This is a genomic window from Klebsiella sp. CN_Kp097, from assembly GCF_040064495.1.
Taxonomy (GTDB): domain Bacteria; phylum Pseudomonadota; class Gammaproteobacteria; order Enterobacterales; family Enterobacteriaceae; genus Klebsiella; species Klebsiella aerogenes.
In genome coordinates this window covers 82873-101733 of the sequence record NZ_JBEAIL010000020.1, presented here as the reverse complement: position 1 = coordinate 101733, position 18861 = coordinate 82873, and the positions used below count along the sequence as shown (strand labels likewise).

The window sequence follows — 18861 nt, the reverse complement described above, 5'->3', positions numbered from 1 at the left end:
ATGCCAAAAATTGTTTTTCTGCCCCACCAGGACCTGTGCCCGGATGGCGTAGTTGTGGAAGCTGAGAGCGGTGAAACCATTCTGGATGCGGCGCTGCGTAGCGGTATCGAGATTGAACACGCCTGTGAGAAATCCTGTGCCTGCACCACCTGCCACTGCATCGTGCGTGAAGGTTTTGACTCGCTGGCGGAAAGTAGCGAAGATGAAGACGACATGCTGGATAAAGCCTGGGGGCTGGAACCTGATAGCCGTCTGAGCTGCCAGGCGCGCGTCACCGACGAAGATCTGGTCGTTGAGATCCCACGTTACACCATCAACCACGCACGCGAGCACTAATATGGCACTGAAATGGACCGACAGCCGCGAAATCGGCGAAGCCTTGTATGACGCTTACCCGGATCTCGACCCGAAAACCGTTCGCTTCACCGATATGCATCAGTGGATTTGCGACCTGGAAGAGTTCGATGACGACCCAAACGCATCCAATGAAAAAATTCTGGAGGCGATTCTGCTAGTCTGGTTAGACGAAGCCGAATAATTTTCGCCTCAAGCGGAAAAATTTTAACGGGCTGCCATAGGGTGGCCCGTTTGCTAATAAGGATAAAGATAATGACCGAAGCCATGAAGATTACGCTTTCTACTCTGCCTGCCGATGCGCGCTGGGGAGAAAAAGCGACCTGGAGTATCAATAACGACGGTATCGCCTTACATCTCAACGGTAAAGACGACCTGGGGTTAATCCAGCGCGCGGCGCGCAAAATTGACGGCATGGGGATCAAGCACGTCGCCCTGAGCGGCGAAGGCTGGAACACCGATCGCGCCTGGGCCTTTTGGGCCGGCTATAAAGGGCCGAAAGGTCAGCGCCAGGTCGAATGGCCAACCCTGGACGACGCGCAGCGCAGCGAGCTGGATAACCGCCTGACGATCATCGATTGGGTTCGCGACACCATCAACGCGCCGGCAGAAGAGCTGGGGCCAGAACAGCTGGCGCAGCGCGCCGTCGATCTGCTGTGCGGCGTGGCGGGCGAAAAGGTCAGCTATCGCATCACCAAAGGCGAAGATCTGCGCGAGCAGAACTATCTTGGCCTGCATACCGTTGGCCGCGGCTCCGAGCGCCCGCCGGTCCTGCTGGCGCTGGACTACAACCCGACCGGCGATAAAGACGCGCCGGTATACGCCTGTCTGGTCGGCAAAGGCATCACCTTCGACTCCGGCGGCTACAGCATCAAGCAAAGCGCCTTTATGGATTCGATGAAATCCGACATGGGCGGTGCGGCCACCGTGACGGGCGCGCTGGCTTTCGCCATTACCCGCGGTCTGAACAAACGTGTGAAGCTGTTCCTGTGCTGCGCGGATAACCTGATTAGCGGCAACGCTTTCAAGCTTGGCGATATCATTCATTACCGCAACGGTAAAACCGTTGAAATCATGAACACCGACGCCGAAGGTCGCCTGGTGCTGGCGGATGGCCTGATCGACGCCTCGGCGCAGAAGCCGCAGCTGATCATCGATGCCGCCACCCTGACCGGTGCGGCGAAAACGGCGTTGGGTAACGACTACCACGCGCTGTTTAGCTTTGACGACGCGCTGGCGAATCGTCTGTTGGCGAGCGCGCAGGCGGAAAATGAAGCCTTCTGGCGTCTGCCGCTGGCCGAATTCCACCGCAACCAGCTGCCGTCTAACTTCGCTGAACTGAACAACACCGGTAGCGCGGCGTATCCGGCCGGCGCCAGCACCGCGGCGGGTTTCCTGTCCCACTTCGTGGAAAACTACCACCAGGGCTGGCTGCATATTGACTGCTCTGCGACTTACCGTAAAGCTGCGGTTGAACAGTGGTCGGCGGGTGCGACTGGCCTTGGCGTGCGCACTATCGCTAATCTGCTGACGGCTGAGTAATGGCCTTGCCGGGTGGCGCTACGCTTACCCGGCCAGGAAAACCGTAAGCCCGCGCGGACGGGCGATTTTTGAAGTAGCGAATCTATGTCTGATACTAAAAATGAATTAGAAACTCTGCTGGAGAAGGCGGCGACCGAGCCTGCCCATCGTCCGGCATTTTTCACCGCGCTGCTTGAGGCCACCGTGTGGGTGCCGGGTAGCGCGGCTGACGGCGAGCAGATTGTCGAAGATAGCGCCCTCGATCTACAGCATTGGGAAAAAGAAGACGGCACGTCGGTTATTCCGTTCTTTACCTCGCTGGAGGCGCTGCAGCAGGCGGTAGAAGACGAACAGGCTTTCGTGATGATGCCCGCCCGCACGCTGATGGCGATGACGCTGGGCGAATCGCTGTTCCTCAACCCGAAGCTGCCGAGCGGCAAAGAATTTACCCCGCGGGAAATCAGCCATCTGCTGGGTGAAGAGGGCAGTCCGCTCAGTACCCAGACGGTACTGGAAGGCGGTGAAGCGCTGCTGCTGTCTGAAGTCGCCGAACCGCCGGCGCAGATGGTGGATTCGCTGACCACGCTGTTCAAAACGCTGAAGACCGTCAAGCGGGCGTTTCTGTGCTCGATTAAAGAGAGCGCCGACGCGCCGGCTAACTTGTTGATCGGGATTGAAGCGGAAGGAGATATTGAATCCATTATCCAAACCACCGGCAGCGTGGCCACCGATACCTTGCCAGGCGATGAACCTATCGATATTTGCCAGGTGGTAGAAGGCGAGAAGGGCATCAGCCACTTTATGATTGCCCATATTACGCCGTTCTATGAAAAACGTTGGGGCAGCTTCCTGCGCGATTTCAAACAGAACCGGATTATTTAAAGCCTGCCGGGTAGGGCGCAGCCACTACCCGGATATTTTACCTTTACTGCGCCGGCTCGATCGGCAAATCCGTTCTCGCTCCCCATTCACTCCACGAGCCATCGTACAGGCACACGCCGTTGACGCCGAGGGTGGTCAACGCCAGTACCACTACTGCCGCCGTTACCCCGGAACCGCAGCTGGCGATAATCGGTCGGGCAAAATCAACGCCCTGACGCTTAAAGATATCGTTCATCTCATCAACGGTTTTCAGTTCGCCATTAATCACCAGCTCGGTCCACGGGACGTTAAGCGCGCCGGGGATATGCCCGCGGCGTAAGCCTGGACGCGGTTCATCCGCCAGCCCGTTAAAACGCGCCGCCGGACGGGCATCAACGATCTGCGCCGATCCTTCGTGGCTGACCAGCAGTACATCGGTTAAGCGTTTGATCACCTCCGGATCGAAGTTCACCTCAAATTCGCCTTCCGGCAGGTCGGGTTCGCCTTTCTCCAGCGGCAATTCATCACGGCGCCAGCCTTCGAGGCCGCCGGCGACAATTGACACTTTTTCGACGCCGAAGGTACGTAGCATCCACCAGGCGCGCGGCGCTGAGAACAGATTGCCTTCATCATAAACCACCAGGTGCTTATCGCTGTTGACGCCAAGCTCGCGCATCGCCACGGCGAAGGTTTCCGCACGCGGCATCATATGCGGCAGCGGGCTGGTGTGGTCAGACAGCGCTTCGATATCAAAAAAAACCGCGCCGGGGATATGCCCGTCGCGGTATTCCGCCGCCATATCGCGCAGCGCTTCCTGACCCGCCGGCGCCATCCGCGCATCAAGAATTTGAATCTGCGGGTCATCAATATGTTCCGCCAGCCAGTCGGCCGCAACAAAGAATGAGGTGGACATGAGTGCCTCCGTTTTATTATCGATCAATGAATTGTCGGCGTTTTATAAAGGGCTGACAAGTTAAGGTCGCGGGAGTGGGGAGGTGGTCACGTAGTTTCCCGATTCATCGGTGGTTTCTATGCTGGTAGCTGTTGAGAATCGCCGCGATGACGCATAATAGAACGTTATTGATTGCATCAGGCTCTGGGCCGAGGGGTTAGAAGGATGAAACCATTTCGTTTAGCGGCGCTATCGTTAGCGCTCCTTACCGCGCTCTCATTAAGCGGCTGCGATAACAGCGGTGAACCACAGGCCGTATCGGCGGCCGATAAAGGCGCCGCCGATAGCGCGAAAAAGCCGGATAGCGCGCAGCTGGCGACGTTAAAAGAAAAAAGCCAGGGCAAGGCTTTGACGTTGCTCGACGCTTCTGAAGTGCAGCTAGATGGCGCAGCGACGCTGGTGCTGACCTTCTCCATTCCGCTCAAACCGGATCAAGATTTCTCCCACAGCGTCCATCTGGTCGATAAGAAAAGCGGCAAGGTTGACGGCGCGTGGGAGCTGGCGCCGAATCTCAAAGAGCTGCGTCTGCGCCACCTCGAGCCAAAGCGTGAATTGATCGTCACTGTTGACCCAACGCTCATTGCCCTCAATGACGCCACCCTCGGCAGCTCTTTTGAAAAAACCATCGCTACTCGCGATATCGCGCCGAGCGTCGGTTTCGCCAGCCGCGGTTCGCTGCTGCCGGGGAAAGTGGTCGCCGGGCTGCCAGTGATGGCGCTGAACGTCGACAATGTCGATGTTAATTTCTTCCGTATCAAGCCGGAATCACTCTCGGCCTTCGTCAGTCAGTGGGAATACCGTAACTCGTTAAGCAATTGGGAATCTGACGAACTGTTGAAGATGGCCGATCTGGTTTACAGCGGGCGCTTCGATCTCAACCCGGCGCGTAATACCCGTGAAAAGCTGCTGCTGCCGCTTAACGACATCAAGCCTCTCCAGCAGCCGGGCGTCTATGTGGCGGTGATGAATCCGGCCGGTCATTACAGCTACAGTAATGCGGCAACGCTGTTCACCCTCAGCGATATCGGCGTCTCGGCGCATCGCTACCACAACCGGCTCGATGTCTTCACCCAGAGCCTCGAAAATGGCGCCGCGCAGTCGGATATTGAAGTGCAACTGCTAAACGCCAAAGGGCAGACGCTGGCGCAGGCGAAAAGCGATAGCCAGGGCCATGTTACTCTGCAAACCGATAAAGAAGCGGCGCTGCTGCTGGCGCGTAAAGACGGGCAGACGACGCTGCTTGACCTTAAACTGCCGGCGCTGGATCTGGCGGAGTTCTCCATCGCTGGCGCCCCTGGCTTCAGTAAACAGTTCTTTATGTTTGGCCCGCGCGATCTCTATCGCCCGGGGGAAACGGTTATCCTTAACGCGCTGTTGCGCGACGGCGATGGTAAACCGCTGGCGAAGCAGCCGGTGAAGCTGGAAGTGGTGCAGCCGGATGGCCAGGTGATTCGCTCTGTGATGAGCAAACCGGTCAATGGCCTGTATCAGTTTACTTATCCGCTCGACAGCGGCGCGGCCACCGGTATGTGGCACATTCGCGCCAGCACCGGCGATAATCAACCCCGCGAGTGGGATTTCCACGTCGAAGACTTTATGCCCGAACGCATGGCGCTGAATCTGACGCCGCAGGCCGCGCCTATCGCCCCGGATGCCGACGTCGCCTTTAGCGTCAGCGGCGCTTATCTCTACGGCGCGCCGGCCAGCGGCAATCAGCTGCAGGGCAAACTGTTCCTGCGTCCGCTACGCGATGCCGTCGCCGCGCTGCCGGGCTTCCAGTTCGGCGATATCGCGGAAGAAAACCTCTCCCGTAGCCTCGATGAAGTCCAGCTGACGCTGGATGAAAAAGGCCATGGCGAAGTGACCACCGCGAGCCAGTGGCAGGATAGCCATTCGCCGCTGCAGGTCGTGTTGCAGGCTAGCCTGCTGGAATCCGGCGGCCGTCCGGTGACCCGTACCGTACAGCAGCCGATCTGGCCTGCCGAGGCACTGCCGGGGATCCGTCCGCAATTTACGCTGAAGGACGTTTACGACTACCGCACCGATACCACGGTGAAACAGCCGGTAGTCGATGAAAACAGTAACGCCGCGTTTGACATCGTCTATGCCGATGCCAAAGGCGAGAAAAAAGCGGTCTCCGGTCTGCAGGTGCGGCTGATCCGCGAGCGTCGCGACTACTACTGGAACTGGTCCGATAGCGAAGGCTGGCAGTCGCAGTTCGATCAAAAAGATCTGCAGGAGGGCGAAACGTCGCTGGATCTGCAGGCCGGGCAGACCGGTAAAGTGAGTTTCCCGGTAGAGTGGGGCTCGTATCGTCTGGAGGTGAAAGGGCCGGATGACGTTGTCAGCAGCGTGCGCTTCTGGGCGGGCTATAGCTGGCAGGATAACAGCGAAGGCACCGGCGCGGCGCGTCCTGATCGCGTAACGATGAAGCTCGACAAACCTGGCTATAAACCGGGCGACACCATCAAGCTGCATATTGCCGCCCCGGCGGCGGGTAAAGGCTACGCGATGGTCGAATCCAGCGAAGGGCCGCTGTGGTGGCAGGAAATTGACGTCCCGGCGGAGGGCATGGATCTGTCTATTCCGGTGGATAAAGCCTGGAATCGCCACGATCTCTACCTCAGCACGCTGGTGGTTCGCCCCGGCGATAAATCGCGATCGGCGACGCCGAAACGCGCGGTCGGCCTGCTGCATCTGCCGCTGGGCGATGAAAACCGCCGTCTGTCTTTGGCGCTGGAAGCGCCGGAGAAAATGCGCCCGAATCAGCCGTTGACGGTGAAAGTGAAGGCCAGCGTTAAAGAGGGCGAGGTGCCGAAACAGGTTAACGTTCTGCTCTCGGCGGTGGATAGCGGGGTGCTGAATATTACCGATTACGCTACGCCGGATCCGTGGAACGCGTTCTTCGGCCAGAAACGTTACGGCGCGGATATTTATGACATCTACGGTCAGGTGATCGAAGGGCAAGGGCGATTAGCCAGTCTGCGCTTCGGCGGCGATGGCGACGAGTTAAAACGCGGCGGCAAACCGCCGGTTAATCACGTGACGATCGTCGCTCAGCAGGCGCAGCCGGTAGTGTTGGACGATCGGGGTGAAGGCTCGGTGACATTACCCATCGGCGATTTTAACGGCGAGCTGCGGGTGATGGCGCAGGCGTGGACGGCAGACGACTTCGGCAGCAGCGAAGATAAAGTGGTGGTAGCCGCCCCGGTTATCGCGGAACTAAATACCCCACGTTTCCTCGCCAGCGGCGACGCCACGCGTCTGGCGCTGGATCTCAGCAATCTGACCGACAAACCGCAAACCCTGCAGGTACATCTTACCGCCAGCGGGTTGGTCACGTTGACCGAGGGCCAACTGCCGCCGGTACAGTTGGCGCCGGGCGCGCGCAGCACGCTGTTTGTGCCGGTGACCGCGTTAGCGGGGTTCGGCGATGGTCAGGTCAACGCCACTATCAGCGGTCTGAGCCTGCCGGGCGAAACCTTCGCGCCGCTGCAAAAACAGTGGAAAATCGGCGTACGTCCGGCATTCCCGGCACAGACCGTCAATAGCGGCGCGGTGCTACAACCTGGCGAAAGCTGGCAGGCGCCGGCGGCGCAGAGTCAGGGGTTTGCCCCGCAAACGCTGCAGGGCCAACTGCTGCTCAGCGGTAAACCGCCGTTGAATCTCGCCCGCTATATTCGCGAGCTGAAAGCCTATCCTTATGGCTGCCTTGAGCAGACCGCCAGCGGCCTGTTCCCTTCTCTGTACACCAGCGCGGCGCAGCTAAAAGCGCTGGGCATCAGCGGCGATAGCGATGAGAAACGCCGCGCGGCGGTCGATGTTGGTATCTCGCGCCTGCTGCAGATGCAGCTGGAAAATGGCGGCTTTGCGCTATGGGATAAAGCCGGCCCGGAAGAGTACTGGTTGACCGCCTACGCCATGGACTTCCTCGTCCGCGCGGGTGAGCAGGGCTATAGCGTGCCGGTCAACGCGATTAATAAGGGCAACGAGCGCCTGCTGCGCTATCTACAGGAACCGGGTTTGATGACCGTGCGCTACAGCGACGATGCCCAGGCCAGCCGTTTTGCCGCTCAGGCATATGCCGCGCTGGTGCTGGCGCGCCAGCAAAAAGCGCCGCTCGGCGCCTTGCGTGAAATCTGGAGCCGTCACGAACAGGCGCGTTCTGGATTGCCGCTGCTGCAACTCGGTATTGCGCTGAAAACCATGGGGGATGCGCCGCGCGGCGCAGAGGCCATGAAGCTGGCGGTTACCACGCCGCGCCAGGATGAGAATCGCTGGCTGGGCGATTACGGCAGCCAACTTCGCGATGATGCGCTGAAGCTGGCGCTGCTGGAAGAGAATAAGCTGCTGCCAGAGGTGCAAAACCAGCTGTTGAGCAGCTTGTCGGAAGAGGCCTTCGGTCAGCGCTGGCTGTCGACGCAGGAAACCAACGCGCTGTTCCTTGCCGGGCGTACGCTTGCCGACCTGCCGGGCAACTGGCAGGCGCAAACCTCGCTGCAGGCGGAGCCGCTTGCCAGCGACAAAGCGCAAACCCGCAATCTCGACGGCGATCGGCTGGCGGCGCTGCAGGTGACGAATACCGGCAATCAGCCGCTGTGGCTGCGCCTCGATAGCAGCGGTTATCCGCAAAGCGCGCCACAGCCGGGCGGCAACGTGTTGGGGATTGAACGTGCTATTTTCGATACCCACGGTCAGCAGAAATCGCTGACTTCGCTGCGCAGCGGTGAACTGGTGCTGGTCAAGCTGGAGGTGACCGCCAAACGTAACGTTCCTGACGCGCTGGTGGTCGATCTGCTGCCGGCGGGACTTGAGCTGGAAAACCAGAACCTGGCTAATAGCAGCGCCAGCCTGCAGGAGAATGGCGAAGCGGTACAAAACCTGCTTAACCAGATGCAGCAGGCGGATATTCAGCATATCGAGTTCCGCGATGACCGCTTTGTCGCCGCCGTCGCCATCAATGAAGGTCAGCCGGTGACGCTGGTCTATCTGGCGCGGGCGGTGACGCCGGGCACCTATCAGGTTCCGCAACCGCAGGTGGAGTCGATGTATGTACCGCAGTGGCGGGCGACCGGAACGGCCAGCGGCCCGCTTACCGTTACGCCGTAAATGCGCGCATTACCTCGCATAAAACGCCGCTGGCGCTGGCTGGCGGCGTTTATTTTTCTGCTGTGGTTAGCGGTGCTGCTGGCCGATCGTCTGTGGCCGCTGCCGCTGCATGAAGTCACCCCCGCCCGCGTGGTGGTAGCGGAAGACGGCACGCCGCTCTGGCGCTTTGCCGATGCGCAGGGCGTCTGGCGTTATCCGGTCACCATCGCCGACGTTTCGCCGCGCTATCTGCAGGCGCTCATTCAGTATGAAGACCGCTGGTTCTGGAAACATCCGGGGGTCAATCCCTTCGCGGTGCTGCGTGCCGCCTGGCAGGATCTCACTTCCGGGCGGGTGATTTCTGGCGGCAGCACGCTCACCATGCAGGTCGCGCGTCTGCTCGACCCTCATCCGCGCACCTTCGGTGGCAAGCTACGCCAGCTATGGCGGGCGCTGCAGCTGGAGTGGCATCTGTCAAAAAGCGAAATTCTTACCCTGTATCTGAACCGCGCGCCGTTTGGCGGCACCCTGCAGGGGATCGGCGCGGCTAGCTGGGCTTATCTTGGTAAACCGCCCGCTCAGCTTAGCTACGGCGAGGCGGCGCTACTGGCCGTGCTGCCGCAGGCGCCGAGCCGTTTACGCCCGGACCGCTGGCCGCAGCGGGCGCAGGCGGCTCGCGATAAGGTGCTGGAGAGGATGCTCAGCCAGGGCGTCTGGCCGCAACGAGCGGTACAGGAAGCGATGGAAGAGCCGGTGTGGCTTTTTCCGCGGCAGATGCCGCAGCTGGCGCCGCTGTTTGCGCGCCGGGTGCTGGCGACAAGCGGTGATGAAAAGGTGACGACAACGCTCGATGCCGGGCTCCAGCGGCAGCTTGAAGATCTGGCGATGAACTGGAAATCACGTCTGCCGCCGCGCAGCTCACTGGCGATTGTCGTCGTCGATCACACCGATATGAAAGTCCGCGGCTGGGTGGGATCGGCGGATATCCGCGATGATAGCCGCTTCGGCCACATTGATATGGTCTCGGCGGTGCGCTCGCCGGGGTCGGTGCTGAAACCCTTTATCTACGCGATGGCGATGGATGACGGGCTGATTCACCCGGCATCGCTATTACAGGATGTGCCACGGCGCTTTAGCGATTATCGTCCAGGTAATTTCGACAGCGGGTTTCATGGCCCGGTGAGCGCCAGCGAGGCTCTGGTGCGTTCGTTGAATCTCCCGGCGGTGCAGGTGCTCGAAGCCTATGGACCAAAACGCTTTGCGGCTAATTTACGCAATGCCGGGCTCCCTCTGATGCTACCCGCCGGCGCCGAACCGAATCTGTCGCTGATCCTCGGCGGCGCCGGAGCGAGGCTGGAAGATATTGTCGCGGCATATGGCGCCTTCGCCCGCCATGGCAAGGCGGCGCGGCTGCGCATGAAGCCCGACGACCCGCTGGTGGAAAGGGCGCTAATGTCGCCAGGCGCGGCGTGGATCACCCGGCGGATATTGGCAGGCGAAGCCCAGCCATTACCCGATGCGTCGCTGCCGCAGGCGGTGCCGCTGGCGTGGAAAACCGGTACCAGCTACGGTTATCGCGATGCGTGGGCGGTAGGCCTCAACGCGCGTTATTTGATTGGCATCTGGACCGGACGGCCAGACGGTACGCCGGTGGTGGGGCAGTTTGGTTTTGCCAGCGCCGTGCCGCTGTTAAACCAGGTCAATAATATGCTGCTGGCGCGTCCGTTAATGAGCCGCGGCGGGCTGCCGGTCGACCCGCGTCCGCAGTCGGTGAGCCGCGGCACTGTCTGCTGGCCCGGCGGGCAGGATCTGCCGGTTGGCGATAGTAACTGCCGCAGGCGTTTAGCCAGCTGGCTTCTGGACGCCAGCCAGCCGCCGACGCTGCTGCTACCGGGTCAGGAGGGCGTGCGCGGTATCCGCTTCCCGGTCTGGCGTAACGCAGCAGGAGAAAGGGTCGCCGCGGATTGTCCGGGCGCGACAGAAACTTCTGTTGATGTCTGGCCGCTGCCGCTGGAACCCTGGCTGCCGGTTAGCGAGCGCCGCCGGGCGCGGCTGGGTACGGCATCGAAGGCGTGTCCGCCGCTGCAGACTCAGGATGCCGCGCCGCTGGTGCTTTCCGGCATCCGCGAAGGCGCAGTGATAAAACGACTGCCGGGCGAGGCGCGGGTGATGTTACCCGTACAAACGAGCGGTGGGGAAGGGCGACGCTGGTGGTTTATTAACGGCGAACCATTAGAGGCAACAGGCGTAAGAACGACAATTACGCTAGATAAACCCGGCGAGTGGCAACTGGTGGTAATGGATGAGGCAGGGCAAACGGCGGCCGCTAATTTCACCCTACAATAAACAGGGTAAATCTGTTGTTGGCGGTTTGTGTTGCTAATACTCATCTTATTTTAACAAAATGTTACCTTCATCCGTAGGCATCGCCGACGTTGCTCATTATAATGCGCGCCAGGCCATACGATCGTATGTGCAACAACAGAACATTTAATTAGAGGTAATCATGGCTATTGAACGTACTTTTTCCATCATCAAACCAAACGCGGTGGCAAAAAACGTTATTGGCAGCATCTTTTCTCGCTTTGAAGCTGCAGGGTTCAAAATCGTCGGCACCAAAATGCTGCATCTGACCGTTGAGCAGGCTCGCGGTTTCTATGCTGAGCACGAAGGTCGTCCGTTCTTTGACGGTCTGGTTGAGTTCATGACCTCCGGCCCGATCGTGGTTTCCGTACTGGAAGGCGAAAACGCGGTTCAGCGTCACCGTGACCTGCTGGGCGCCACCAACCCGGACAACGCCCTGGCCGGTACCCTGCGCGCTGACTACGCTGACAGCTTCACCGAGAACGGCACCCACGGTTCCGACTCTGTAGAATCCGCTGCTCGCGAAATCGCGTTCTTCTTTGCTGAAGGCGAGGTTTGCCCGCGCACTCGCTAATCTCCTGCGTCTTTCACGCCACCGCTTTGTTGGCTTCATTCGCGCACCCCGGTCACATAGTTATCTATGCTCCCGGGGATTTGCGAACTCGCCGCCTCGCGGTGACCTGAAATACTTTGGAGATACGCCCCTCGTCTTTTCGACCGTCGCGGCGTTGGCCTGACAATCGAAAAGCCTTAGAGGATTAAGTACGCAGTTACAGATTTTTTTATCATTGCTTTGTGCAAACGTGGCAATGATGCGCCAGAATTTGTAGAATATAGCGCCCCCGGACGAGCAGTCGCTCTCCGGGGCGTTTCTTTTTCAACCCACCTGGGGCCATAACGTGTAATAACGAGGCCGGAAAAATTATGTCTGAACAAATTGTCACACCTGATACCGCCGCTCTGACGGTGCCGAATAAAGATGCCAAAATCAACCTGCTGGATTTAAACCGTCAGCAGATGCGCGAGTTTTTCAAAAACATGGGCGAGAAGCCTTTCCGCGCCGATCAGGTGATGAAATGGATGTATCACTACTGCTGCGATGACTTTGATGAAATGACCGACATCAACAAAGTCCTGCGCGGCAAACTGAAGGAAGTCGCCGAGATCCGTGCGCCGGAAGTCGTTGAAGAGCAGCGCTCCAGCGACGGCACCATTAAGTGGGCGATTGCCGTTGGCGATCAGCGCGTTGAAACGGTATACATCCCGGAAGAAGACCGCGCCACGCTGTGCGTCTCTTCACAGGTTGGCTGTGCGCTGGAATGTAAATTCTGCTCCACCGCTCAGCAAGGCTTCAACCGTAACCTGCGCGTTTCCGAAATTATTGGCCAGGTCTGGCGCGCGGCGAAAATCGTCGGCGCGGTGAAGACTACCGGCGTGCGTCCAATTACCAACGTGGTAATGATGGGCATGGGCGAGCCGCTGCTGAACCTCAACAACGTCGTTCCGGCGATGGAAATCATGCTGGATGACTTCGGTTTTGGTCTCTCCAAACGCCGCGTGACCTTGTCTACCTCCGGCGTGGTGCCGGCGCTGGATAAACTCGGCGACATGATCGACGTTGCGCTGGCGATTTCTCTGCACGCGCCGAACGACACCATCCGCGACGAAATTGTACCGATTAACAAAAAGTACAATATTGAGACCTTCCTGAACTCGGTGCGCGGCTATATTTCGAAGTCCAACGCCAACCAGGGTCGTGTGACTATCGAGTACGTCATGCTGGATCACGTCAACGACGGTACCGAGCACGCCCATGAACTGGCGGCGCTGCTGAAAGATACGCCGTGCAAGATCAACCTGATCCCATGGAATCCGTTCCCGGGCGCGCCGTACGGCCGTAGTTCTAACAGCCGTATCGATCGTTTCTCCAAAGTGCTGATGGAATATGGTTTCACCACCATCGTGCGTAAAACCCGCGGCGACGATATCGATGCTGCCTGCGGCCAGCTGGCGGGCGACGTAATCGACCGTACCAAACGTACGCTGCGTAAGCGTATGCAGGGCGAAGCGATCGACGTGAAAGCCGTCTGATAAGTTATGCAGCGCACAGCTTTCGCTGCGCGCTGCATAAATATGTCGAATTGCCAGGCGAAATACGCTGATTCGGTTAATAATTACGGTGCGTTTTTGTCGACTTTGAGGCAGTATGTAGCGGTACAACAACCGCTTAGCATTCAATATTGATAAGTCTCTGTGATAGTCGCCCGGACAGCCTTATACTGTCGGTTGACGTTGAGCAGTGTCTCGCGGCGCAGGCTCTTTCCCGCGCTGAACTTTAAATTTCACGTACCAGTAGTTGTAGCGAATGAATACTGAAGCCACTCAAGACCATCAAGAAGCAAACTCTACGGGCGCGCGCCTGCGTAACGCCCGCGAACAACTCGGACTCAGCCAGCAAGCGGTGGCTGAACGCTTATGCCTGAAGGTTTCCACGGTTCGTGATATTGAAGAAGATAAGGCGCCAGCCGATCTCGCTTCGACCTTCCTGCGTGGCTATATCCGTTCCTACGCTCGCCTCGTACATATTCCGGAAGAAGAACTGCTGCCGATGATGGCGAAGCAAGCGCCGATTCGCGCCGCCAAAGTGGCGCCGATGCAGAGCTTCTCGCTGGGTAAACGTCGCAAAAAACGCGACGGTTGGCTGATGAGCTTTACCTGGCTGATTTTGTTTGTGGTTATCGGCCTGAGCGGCGCATGGTGGTGGCAAGACCACAAAGCGCAGCAGGAAGAGATCACCAGCATGGCCGATCAATCCACCAGCGATCTGAACAGTAGCGATAGCGGCAGCCAGTCAATTCCGCTGGATACCAGCTCGGCGAATAACGCGCCGGATACGACGGCAGCCAATGCCAATAGCGCGCCGGTCGATACCTCCACCGCACCTGCGCCAAGCGCGCCAGCGGCGACCTCCGCGCCGGTGGATAACAACGCCGTGGTCGCTCCTTCGCAGGCTAACGTTGATACCGCCGCCGCCGCGCCGGCTGCGCCAGCCCCGACCTCCGCATTGCCGACCGATCAGGCGAATGCCGCGACGACGGCTTCCGCTCAGGATCTGGTGATGAACTTTAGCGCCGATTGCTGGCTGGAAGTGAGCGATGCGACCGGTAAGAAACTGTTCAGCGGCCTGCAGCGTAAAGGCGGGAACCTGAACCTGAGCGGTCAGGCGCCGTATAAGCTGAAAATCGGCGCCCCGGCTGCGGTACAAATTCAGTATCTGGGCAAACCAGTCGATTTGAGTCGTTTTATCAGAACTAACCAGGTTGCGCGTCTGACCCTTAATGCCGAACAATCACCGGCGCAGTAACAGACGGGTAACGCGGGAGATTTTTCATGCATAACCAGGCTCCAATTCAACGTAGAAAGTCCAAACGCATTTACGTTGGTAATGTGCCGATTGGCGATGGGGCTCCCATCGCCGTACAGTCGATGACCAATACTCGCACCACCGATGTGGCCGCGACGGTAAATCAAATCAAAGCGCTGGAGCGCGTAGGCGCGGACATCGTCCGCGTTTCCGTCCCGACGATGGACGCAGCGGAAGCTTTCAAGCTCATCAAACAGCAGGTCAACGTCCCGCTGGTCGCCGATATCCACTTTGACTACCGTATCGCGCTGAAAGTCGCGGAATATGGCGTTGATTGCCTGCGCATCAACCCTGGCAACATTGGTAACGAAGAGCGTATCCGCATGGTTGTGGACTGCGCGCGCGACAAAAACATTCCTATCCGCATCGGCGTCAACGCCGGTTCGCTGGAAAAAGATCTGCAGGAAAAATACGGCGAGCCGACGCCGCAGGCGCTGTTAGAGTCCGCCATGCGTCACGTCGATCATCTCGATCGTTTGAACTTCGATCAGTTCAAAGTTAGCGTAAAAGCCTCAGATGTCTTCCTCGCTGTTGAATCCTATCGTCTGTTGGCGAAGCAGATCGATCAACCGCTGCATCTCGGGATCACTGAAGCCGGCGGCGCGCGTAGCGGCGCGGTAAAATCCGCGATCGGTTTAGGTCTGCTGCTGTCTGAAGGGATCGGCGATACCCTGCGCGTGTCGCTGGCCGCCGACCCGGTGGAAGAGATCAAAGTTGGCTTCGATATCCTGAAGTCGCTGCGCATCCGTTCTCGCGGTATTAACTTTATCGCTTGCCCGACCTGCTCGCGTCAGGAGTTTGACGTCATCGGTACGGTGAACGCGCTGGAGCAGCGTCTGGAAGATATCATCACTCCGATGGATGTTTCGATCATCGGCTGTGTGGTTAACGGCCCTGGCGAAGCGCTGGTTTCCACTCTCGGCGTCACTGGCGGCAACAAGAAAAGCGGCCTGTACGAGGACGGCGTTCGCAAAGACCGACTGGACAACAACGACATGATCGACCAGCTGGAAGCGCGTATCCGTGCGAAAGCCACCATGCTGGATGAAGCGCGTCGTATTGAAGTTCAGCAGGTTGAAGCAAAATAACGTGTTGGGAAGCAATACGCTTCCCGTGTATGATTGAACCTGCGGGCGCAAGGCGCCGGGGTTCATTTTTATATATAAAGAGAATAAACGTGGCAAAGAACATTCAAGCCATCCGTGGCATGAACGATTATCTGCCGGGCGAAACCGCTCTCTGGCAGCGCATTGAAGGCTCACTGAAGCAGGTGCTCGGTAGCTACGGTTACAGCGAAATTCGTTTGCCGATTGTAGAGCAGACCCCGTTATTCAAACGCGCGATCGGCGAAGTGACCGACGTGGTTGAAAAAGAGATGTATACCTTCGAAGACCGCAATGGCGATAGCCTGACGCTGCGTCCGGAAGGAACGGCGGGCTGCGTACGTGCCGGCATCGAACATGGTCTGCTGTACAATCAAGAACAGCGTCTGTGGTACGTGGGGCCGATGTTCCGCCACGAGCGTCCGCAGAAAGGGCGCTACCGTCAGTTCCATCAGATTGGCGCGGAAGTCTTTGGCCTGCAGGGCCCGGATATCGACGCTGAGCTTATCATGTTGACCGCGCGCTGGTGGCGCGAGCTGGGCATTTCCGATCATGTCAGCCTTGAGCTGAACTCCATCGGTTCGCTGGAGGCGCGTGCCGCCTATCGCGACGCGCTGGTTGCCTATCTGGAACAATTCAAAGATAAGCTCGATGAAGACTGCAAACGCCGCATGTATACCAATCCGCTGCGCGTGCTGGACTCTAAAAATCCGGAAGTGCAGGTGCTGCTGAACGATGCGCCGGCGCTGGGCGATTATCTGGACGACGAGTCCAAAGAACACTTCGCCGGTCTGTGCGCGCTGCTCGACGCCGCTGGAATTCGCTATACCGTCAACCAGCGCCTGGTGCGCGGGCTCGACTATTACAATCGCACCGTATTTGAGTGGGTCACGACCAGCCTCGGTTCGCAGGGTACCGTCTGCGCCGGCGGCCGTTATGACGGTCTGGTAGAGCAGCTTGGCGGACGCGCAACGCCGGGCGTTGGCTTTGCGATGGGCCTGGAACGTCTTGTTTTACTGGTTCAGGCAGTCAATCCGGAATTTAAAGCCGATCCTGTTGTCGATATATACCTGGTAGCCTCCGGTACCGATACTCAGTCCGCAGCAATGCGTCTGGCTGAGCAGGTTCGCGATGCGCTGCCCGGCGTTAAGCTGATGACTAACCACGGCGGCGGTAACTTTAAGAAGCAGTTCGCCCGCGCTGACAAGTGGGGCGCGCGGGTCGCGCTGGTGGTCGGTGAGTCAGAAATTGCTGACGGAAACGTGGTAGTGAAGGATTTACGCTCAGGTGAGCAAACTACCGTAACGCAGGATAGCGTTGCCGCGCATTTGCGCACACTTCTGGGTTAATTTCCCGGAAACTATTAGTCAGGAGAAGGACTGCGTGGAAACTTTCAACAACGAAAACGAGCAGGTCGACGCCCTCAAGCGTTTCTTTGCCGAGAACGGTAAAGCGCTGGCCGTCGGGGTGATTTTAGGGATCGGCGCGCTGGTTGGCTGGCGCTACTGGACTTCCCATCAGCTGGATTCGGCCCGGGATTCCTCTCTGGCCTATGAGAATGCCATTTCCGCGCTGAAGTCAGGTTCGCCTGAAACCCTGACCGCAGCGGAGAAATTCGCCGCCGACAGCAAAAACACCTATGGCGCGTTCGCATCGCTGGAGCTCGCGCAGCGTCTGGTCGATAAAAACGATCTGCAGGGCGCGGAGAAGCAGCTGCAACAAGGGCTGGCGGCCGCCTCTGACGATAACCTGAAATCGGTTATCAATATGCGTCTGGCCCGCGTACAGCTGCAGCTTAAGCAGCCGGATGCGGCGCTGAAAACCCTGGAAGGCATTAAAGGCGAAGGCTGGACCGCTATCGTTGCCGATTTGCGCGGTGAAATTCTGCTGAGCAAAGGCGACAAGCAGGGTGCCCGCGCGGCCTGGGAAGCAGGCGTGAAAAGCGATGCATCGCCAGCGCTCAGCGAAATGATGCGTATGAAAATAAATAATTTGTCCATCTGAGAGGGACTCGATGCAATTGCGTAAATTACTTTTGCCAGGGCTGCTTTCCGTCACCTTACTGAGCGGTTGCTCGCTGTTTAACAGTGAAGAAGATGTGGTGAAAATGTCACCTCTGCCGACGGTGGAAAACCAGTTTACGCCGTCCACGTCCTGGAGCACTTCAGTTGGCGATGGTATCGGTGATTTCTATTCCAACCTGCACCCGGCCTTTGCCGACGGCGTTGTGTATGCGGCTGACCGTAAAGGCACCGTGAAAGCGCTGCACGCTGAAGACGGTAAAGAAGTCTGGTCGGTGAACCTGGCGGAAAAAGACGGGTGGTTCTCGCGCGCCCCGGCGCTGCTCTCCGGCGGGCTGACCGTTTCCGGCGGCCACGTTTATGTTGGTACTGAAAAGGCGCAGCTGTTCGCGCTGAATACCAGCGACGGTACCGTCGCGTGGCAGAGCCGTGTGGCGGGTGAAGCGATTTCTCGTCCGGTCGTTAGCGATGGCATGGTACTGGTGCATACCAGCAACGGTCAGCTGCAGGCGCTGAACGAAACCGACGGCACGGTAAAATGGACCGTGAACCTGGACATGCCTGCGCTCTCCCTGCGCGGTGAGTCCGCTCCGGCCACCGCTTATGGCGCGGCGATTGTCGGCGGTGACAACGGTCGCGTCAGCGCCGTGCTGATGCAGCAAGGGCAGATGATTTGGCAGCAGCGTATTTCTACGGCCACCGGCCCGACTGAAATCGACCGTCTGAACGACGTTGACACCACGCCGGTTATCGTTAATGGCGTTGTTTATACGTTGGCTTATAATGGCAACCTGACCGCGCTGGATCTGCGCAGCGGCCAGATTATCTGGAAACGCGAACTGGGTTCTGTGAACGATTTCATCGTTGACGGCGACCGTATCTATCTGGTCGATCAGAATGACCGTCTGCTGGCGCTGACCACCGATGGCGGCGTAACGCTGTGGACCCAGAGCGATCTGCTGCACCGTCTGCTGACTTCTCCGGCGCTGTATAACGGCAGCCTGGTGGTAGGCGACAGCGAAGGTTACATGCACTGGATTAATCCGGAAGATGGCCACTTTGTGGCGCAGCAGAAAGTCGATAGCTCCGGTTTCCTGACCGACCCGGTTATCGCCGACGGTCGCCTGCTTATCCAGGCCAAAGACGGTACGCTGTATTCGATCACGCGTTAAC

At 58.6% G+C, this 18861-nt stretch carries 14 protein-coding genes; 13 read left to right on the top strand and 1 reads right to left on the bottom strand.

All coding sequences use genetic code 11. The annotated features are described in order from the left end of the window. The 4 genes from fdx (at window position 1) to sseB (ending at window position 2757) form a co-directional block, all read left to right on the top strand. Window positions 1–336 carry an ISC system 2Fe-2S type ferredoxin gene (gene fdx, locus ABLV07_RS17550; RefSeq protein WP_012540871.1) on the top strand — a complete coding sequence of 112 codons (336 nt, stop codon included), beginning with the start codon at window positions 1–3 and terminating at the stop codon, window positions 334–336. Between the two features lies 1 nt (window position 337). Beyond that, entirely contained in the window at window positions 338–538 is a 201-nt protein-coding gene (gene iscX / locus ABLV07_RS17545; RefSeq protein ID WP_002913954.1) for a Fe-S cluster assembly protein IscX, read from the top strand. A gap of 71 nt (window positions 539–609) precedes the next feature. Further along, window positions 610–1896, top strand: a complete 1287-nt coding sequence (gene pepB, locus ABLV07_RS17540) for an aminopeptidase PepB (RefSeq protein ID WP_015370317.1) — start codon at window positions 610–612, stop codon at window positions 1894–1896. 84 nt (window positions 1897–1980) lie between these two features. After that, complete coding sequence (sseB, locus tag ABLV07_RS17535) at window positions 1981–2757, top strand: enhanced serine sensitivity protein SseB (RefSeq protein WP_015370318.1); 777 nt, start codon at window positions 1981–1983, stop codon at window positions 2755–2757. A 43-nt stretch (window positions 2758–2800) separates the two neighbouring features. Here the strand turns inward: sseB and sseA are convergent, their stop codons facing one another. After that, a complete protein-coding gene (gene sseA, locus ABLV07_RS17530; protein ID WP_015370319.1) occupies window positions 2801–3649 on the bottom strand; it encodes a 3-mercaptopyruvate sulfurtransferase in 849 nt (282 codons plus the stop codon). Between the two features lie 204 nt (window positions 3650–3853). Between sseA and ABLV07_RS17525 the strand changes: the two genes are divergently transcribed. The 9 genes from ABLV07_RS17525 to bamB all read left to right on the top strand — a co-directional run bounded on the left by ABLV07_RS17525 (window position 3854) and on the right by bamB (window position 18860). Next, entirely contained in the window at window positions 3854–8797 is a 4944-nt protein-coding gene (locus ABLV07_RS17525) for an alpha-2-macroglobulin (protein ID WP_045367518.1), read from the top strand. After that, window positions 8798–11122, top strand: coding sequence for a peptidoglycan glycosyltransferase PbpC (gene pbpC / locus ABLV07_RS17520; RefSeq protein ID WP_015370321.1), 2325 nt, complete (start codon window positions 8798–8800; stop codon window positions 11120–11122). It abuts the gene before it with no gap. Between the two features lie 160 nt (window positions 11123–11282). After that, window positions 11283–11714, top strand: coding sequence for a nucleoside-diphosphate kinase (gene ndk / locus ABLV07_RS17515; RefSeq protein ID WP_004866348.1), 432 nt, complete (start codon window positions 11283–11285; stop codon window positions 11712–11714). Between the two features lie 350 nt (window positions 11715–12064). Continuing rightward, a complete protein-coding gene (locus tag ABLV07_RS17510) occupies window positions 12065–13231 on the top strand; it encodes a bifunctional tRNA (adenosine(37)-C2)-methyltransferase TrmG/ribosomal RNA large subunit methyltransferase RlmN (protein WP_015370322.1) in 1167 nt (388 codons plus the stop codon). 274 nt (window positions 13232–13505) lie between these two features. After that, window positions 13506–14504, top strand: a complete 999-nt coding sequence (gene rodZ, locus ABLV07_RS17505) for a cytoskeleton protein RodZ (RefSeq protein ID WP_015370323.1) — start codon at window positions 13506–13508, stop codon at window positions 14502–14504. Between the two features lie 26 nt (window positions 14505–14530). After that, a complete protein-coding gene (ispG, locus tag ABLV07_RS17500) occupies window positions 14531–15652 on the top strand; it encodes a flavodoxin-dependent (E)-4-hydroxy-3-methylbut-2-enyl-diphosphate synthase (protein ID WP_015370324.1) in 1122 nt (373 codons plus the stop codon). Between the two features lie 89 nt (window positions 15653–15741). After that, on the top strand, window positions 15742–17016 hold the full coding sequence (hisS, locus tag ABLV07_RS17495; RefSeq protein WP_047063701.1) for a histidine--tRNA ligase: 1275 nt from the start codon (window positions 15742–15744) through the stop codon (window positions 17014–17016). A 34-nt stretch (window positions 17017–17050) separates the two neighbouring features. Beyond that, on the top strand, window positions 17051–17671 hold the full coding sequence (locus ABLV07_RS17490) for a YfgM family protein (protein ID WP_045377550.1): 621 nt from the start codon (window positions 17051–17053) through the stop codon (window positions 17669–17671). A gap of 10 nt (window positions 17672–17681) precedes the next feature. Continuing rightward, complete coding sequence (gene bamB / locus ABLV07_RS17485) at window positions 17682–18860, top strand: outer membrane protein assembly factor BamB (protein ID WP_063443143.1); 1179 nt, start codon at window positions 17682–17684, stop codon at window positions 18858–18860. Window position 18861: the final 1 nt, after the last annotated feature.

What these genes read in the sequence shown, in the direction of transcription:
- fdx (WP_012540871.1), top strand. Translation starts at nt 1, where the DNA reads ATGCCAAAAATTGTTTTTCTGCCCCACCAGGACCTGTGCCCGGATGGC.
- sseA (WP_015370319.1), bottom strand. Translation starts at nt 3,649, where the DNA reads ATGTCCACCTCATTCTTTGTTGCGGCCGACTGGCTGGCGGAACATATT.
- sseB (WP_015370318.1), top strand. Translation starts at nt 1,981, where the DNA reads ATGTCTGATACTAAAAATGAATTAGAAACTCTGCTGGAGAAGGCGGCG.
- iscX (WP_002913954.1), top strand. Translation starts at nt 338, where the DNA reads ATGGCACTGAAATGGACCGACAGCCGCGAAATCGGCGAAGCCTTGTAT.
- pbpC (WP_015370321.1), top strand. Translation starts at nt 8,798, where the DNA reads ATGCGCGCATTACCTCGCATAAAACGCCGCTGGCGCTGGCTGGCGGCG.
- ABLV07_RS17510 (WP_015370322.1), top strand. Translation starts at nt 12,065, where the DNA reads ATGTCTGAACAAATTGTCACACCTGATACCGCCGCTCTGACGGTGCCG.
- bamB (WP_063443143.1), top strand. Translation starts at nt 17,682, where the DNA reads ATGCAATTGCGTAAATTACTTTTGCCAGGGCTGCTTTCCGTCACCTTA.
- ispG (WP_015370324.1), top strand. Translation starts at nt 14,531, where the DNA reads ATGCATAACCAGGCTCCAATTCAACGTAGAAAGTCCAAACGCATTTAC.
- ABLV07_RS17525 (WP_045367518.1), top strand. Translation starts at nt 3,854, where the DNA reads ATGAAACCATTTCGTTTAGCGGCGCTATCGTTAGCGCTCCTTACCGCG.
- ndk (WP_004866348.1), top strand. Translation starts at nt 11,283, where the DNA reads ATGGCTATTGAACGTACTTTTTCCATCATCAAACCAAACGCGGTGGCA.
- pepB (WP_015370317.1), top strand. Translation starts at nt 610, where the DNA reads ATGACCGAAGCCATGAAGATTACGCTTTCTACTCTGCCTGCCGATGCG.
- rodZ (WP_015370323.1), top strand. Translation starts at nt 13,506, where the DNA reads ATGAATACTGAAGCCACTCAAGACCATCAAGAAGCAAACTCTACGGGC.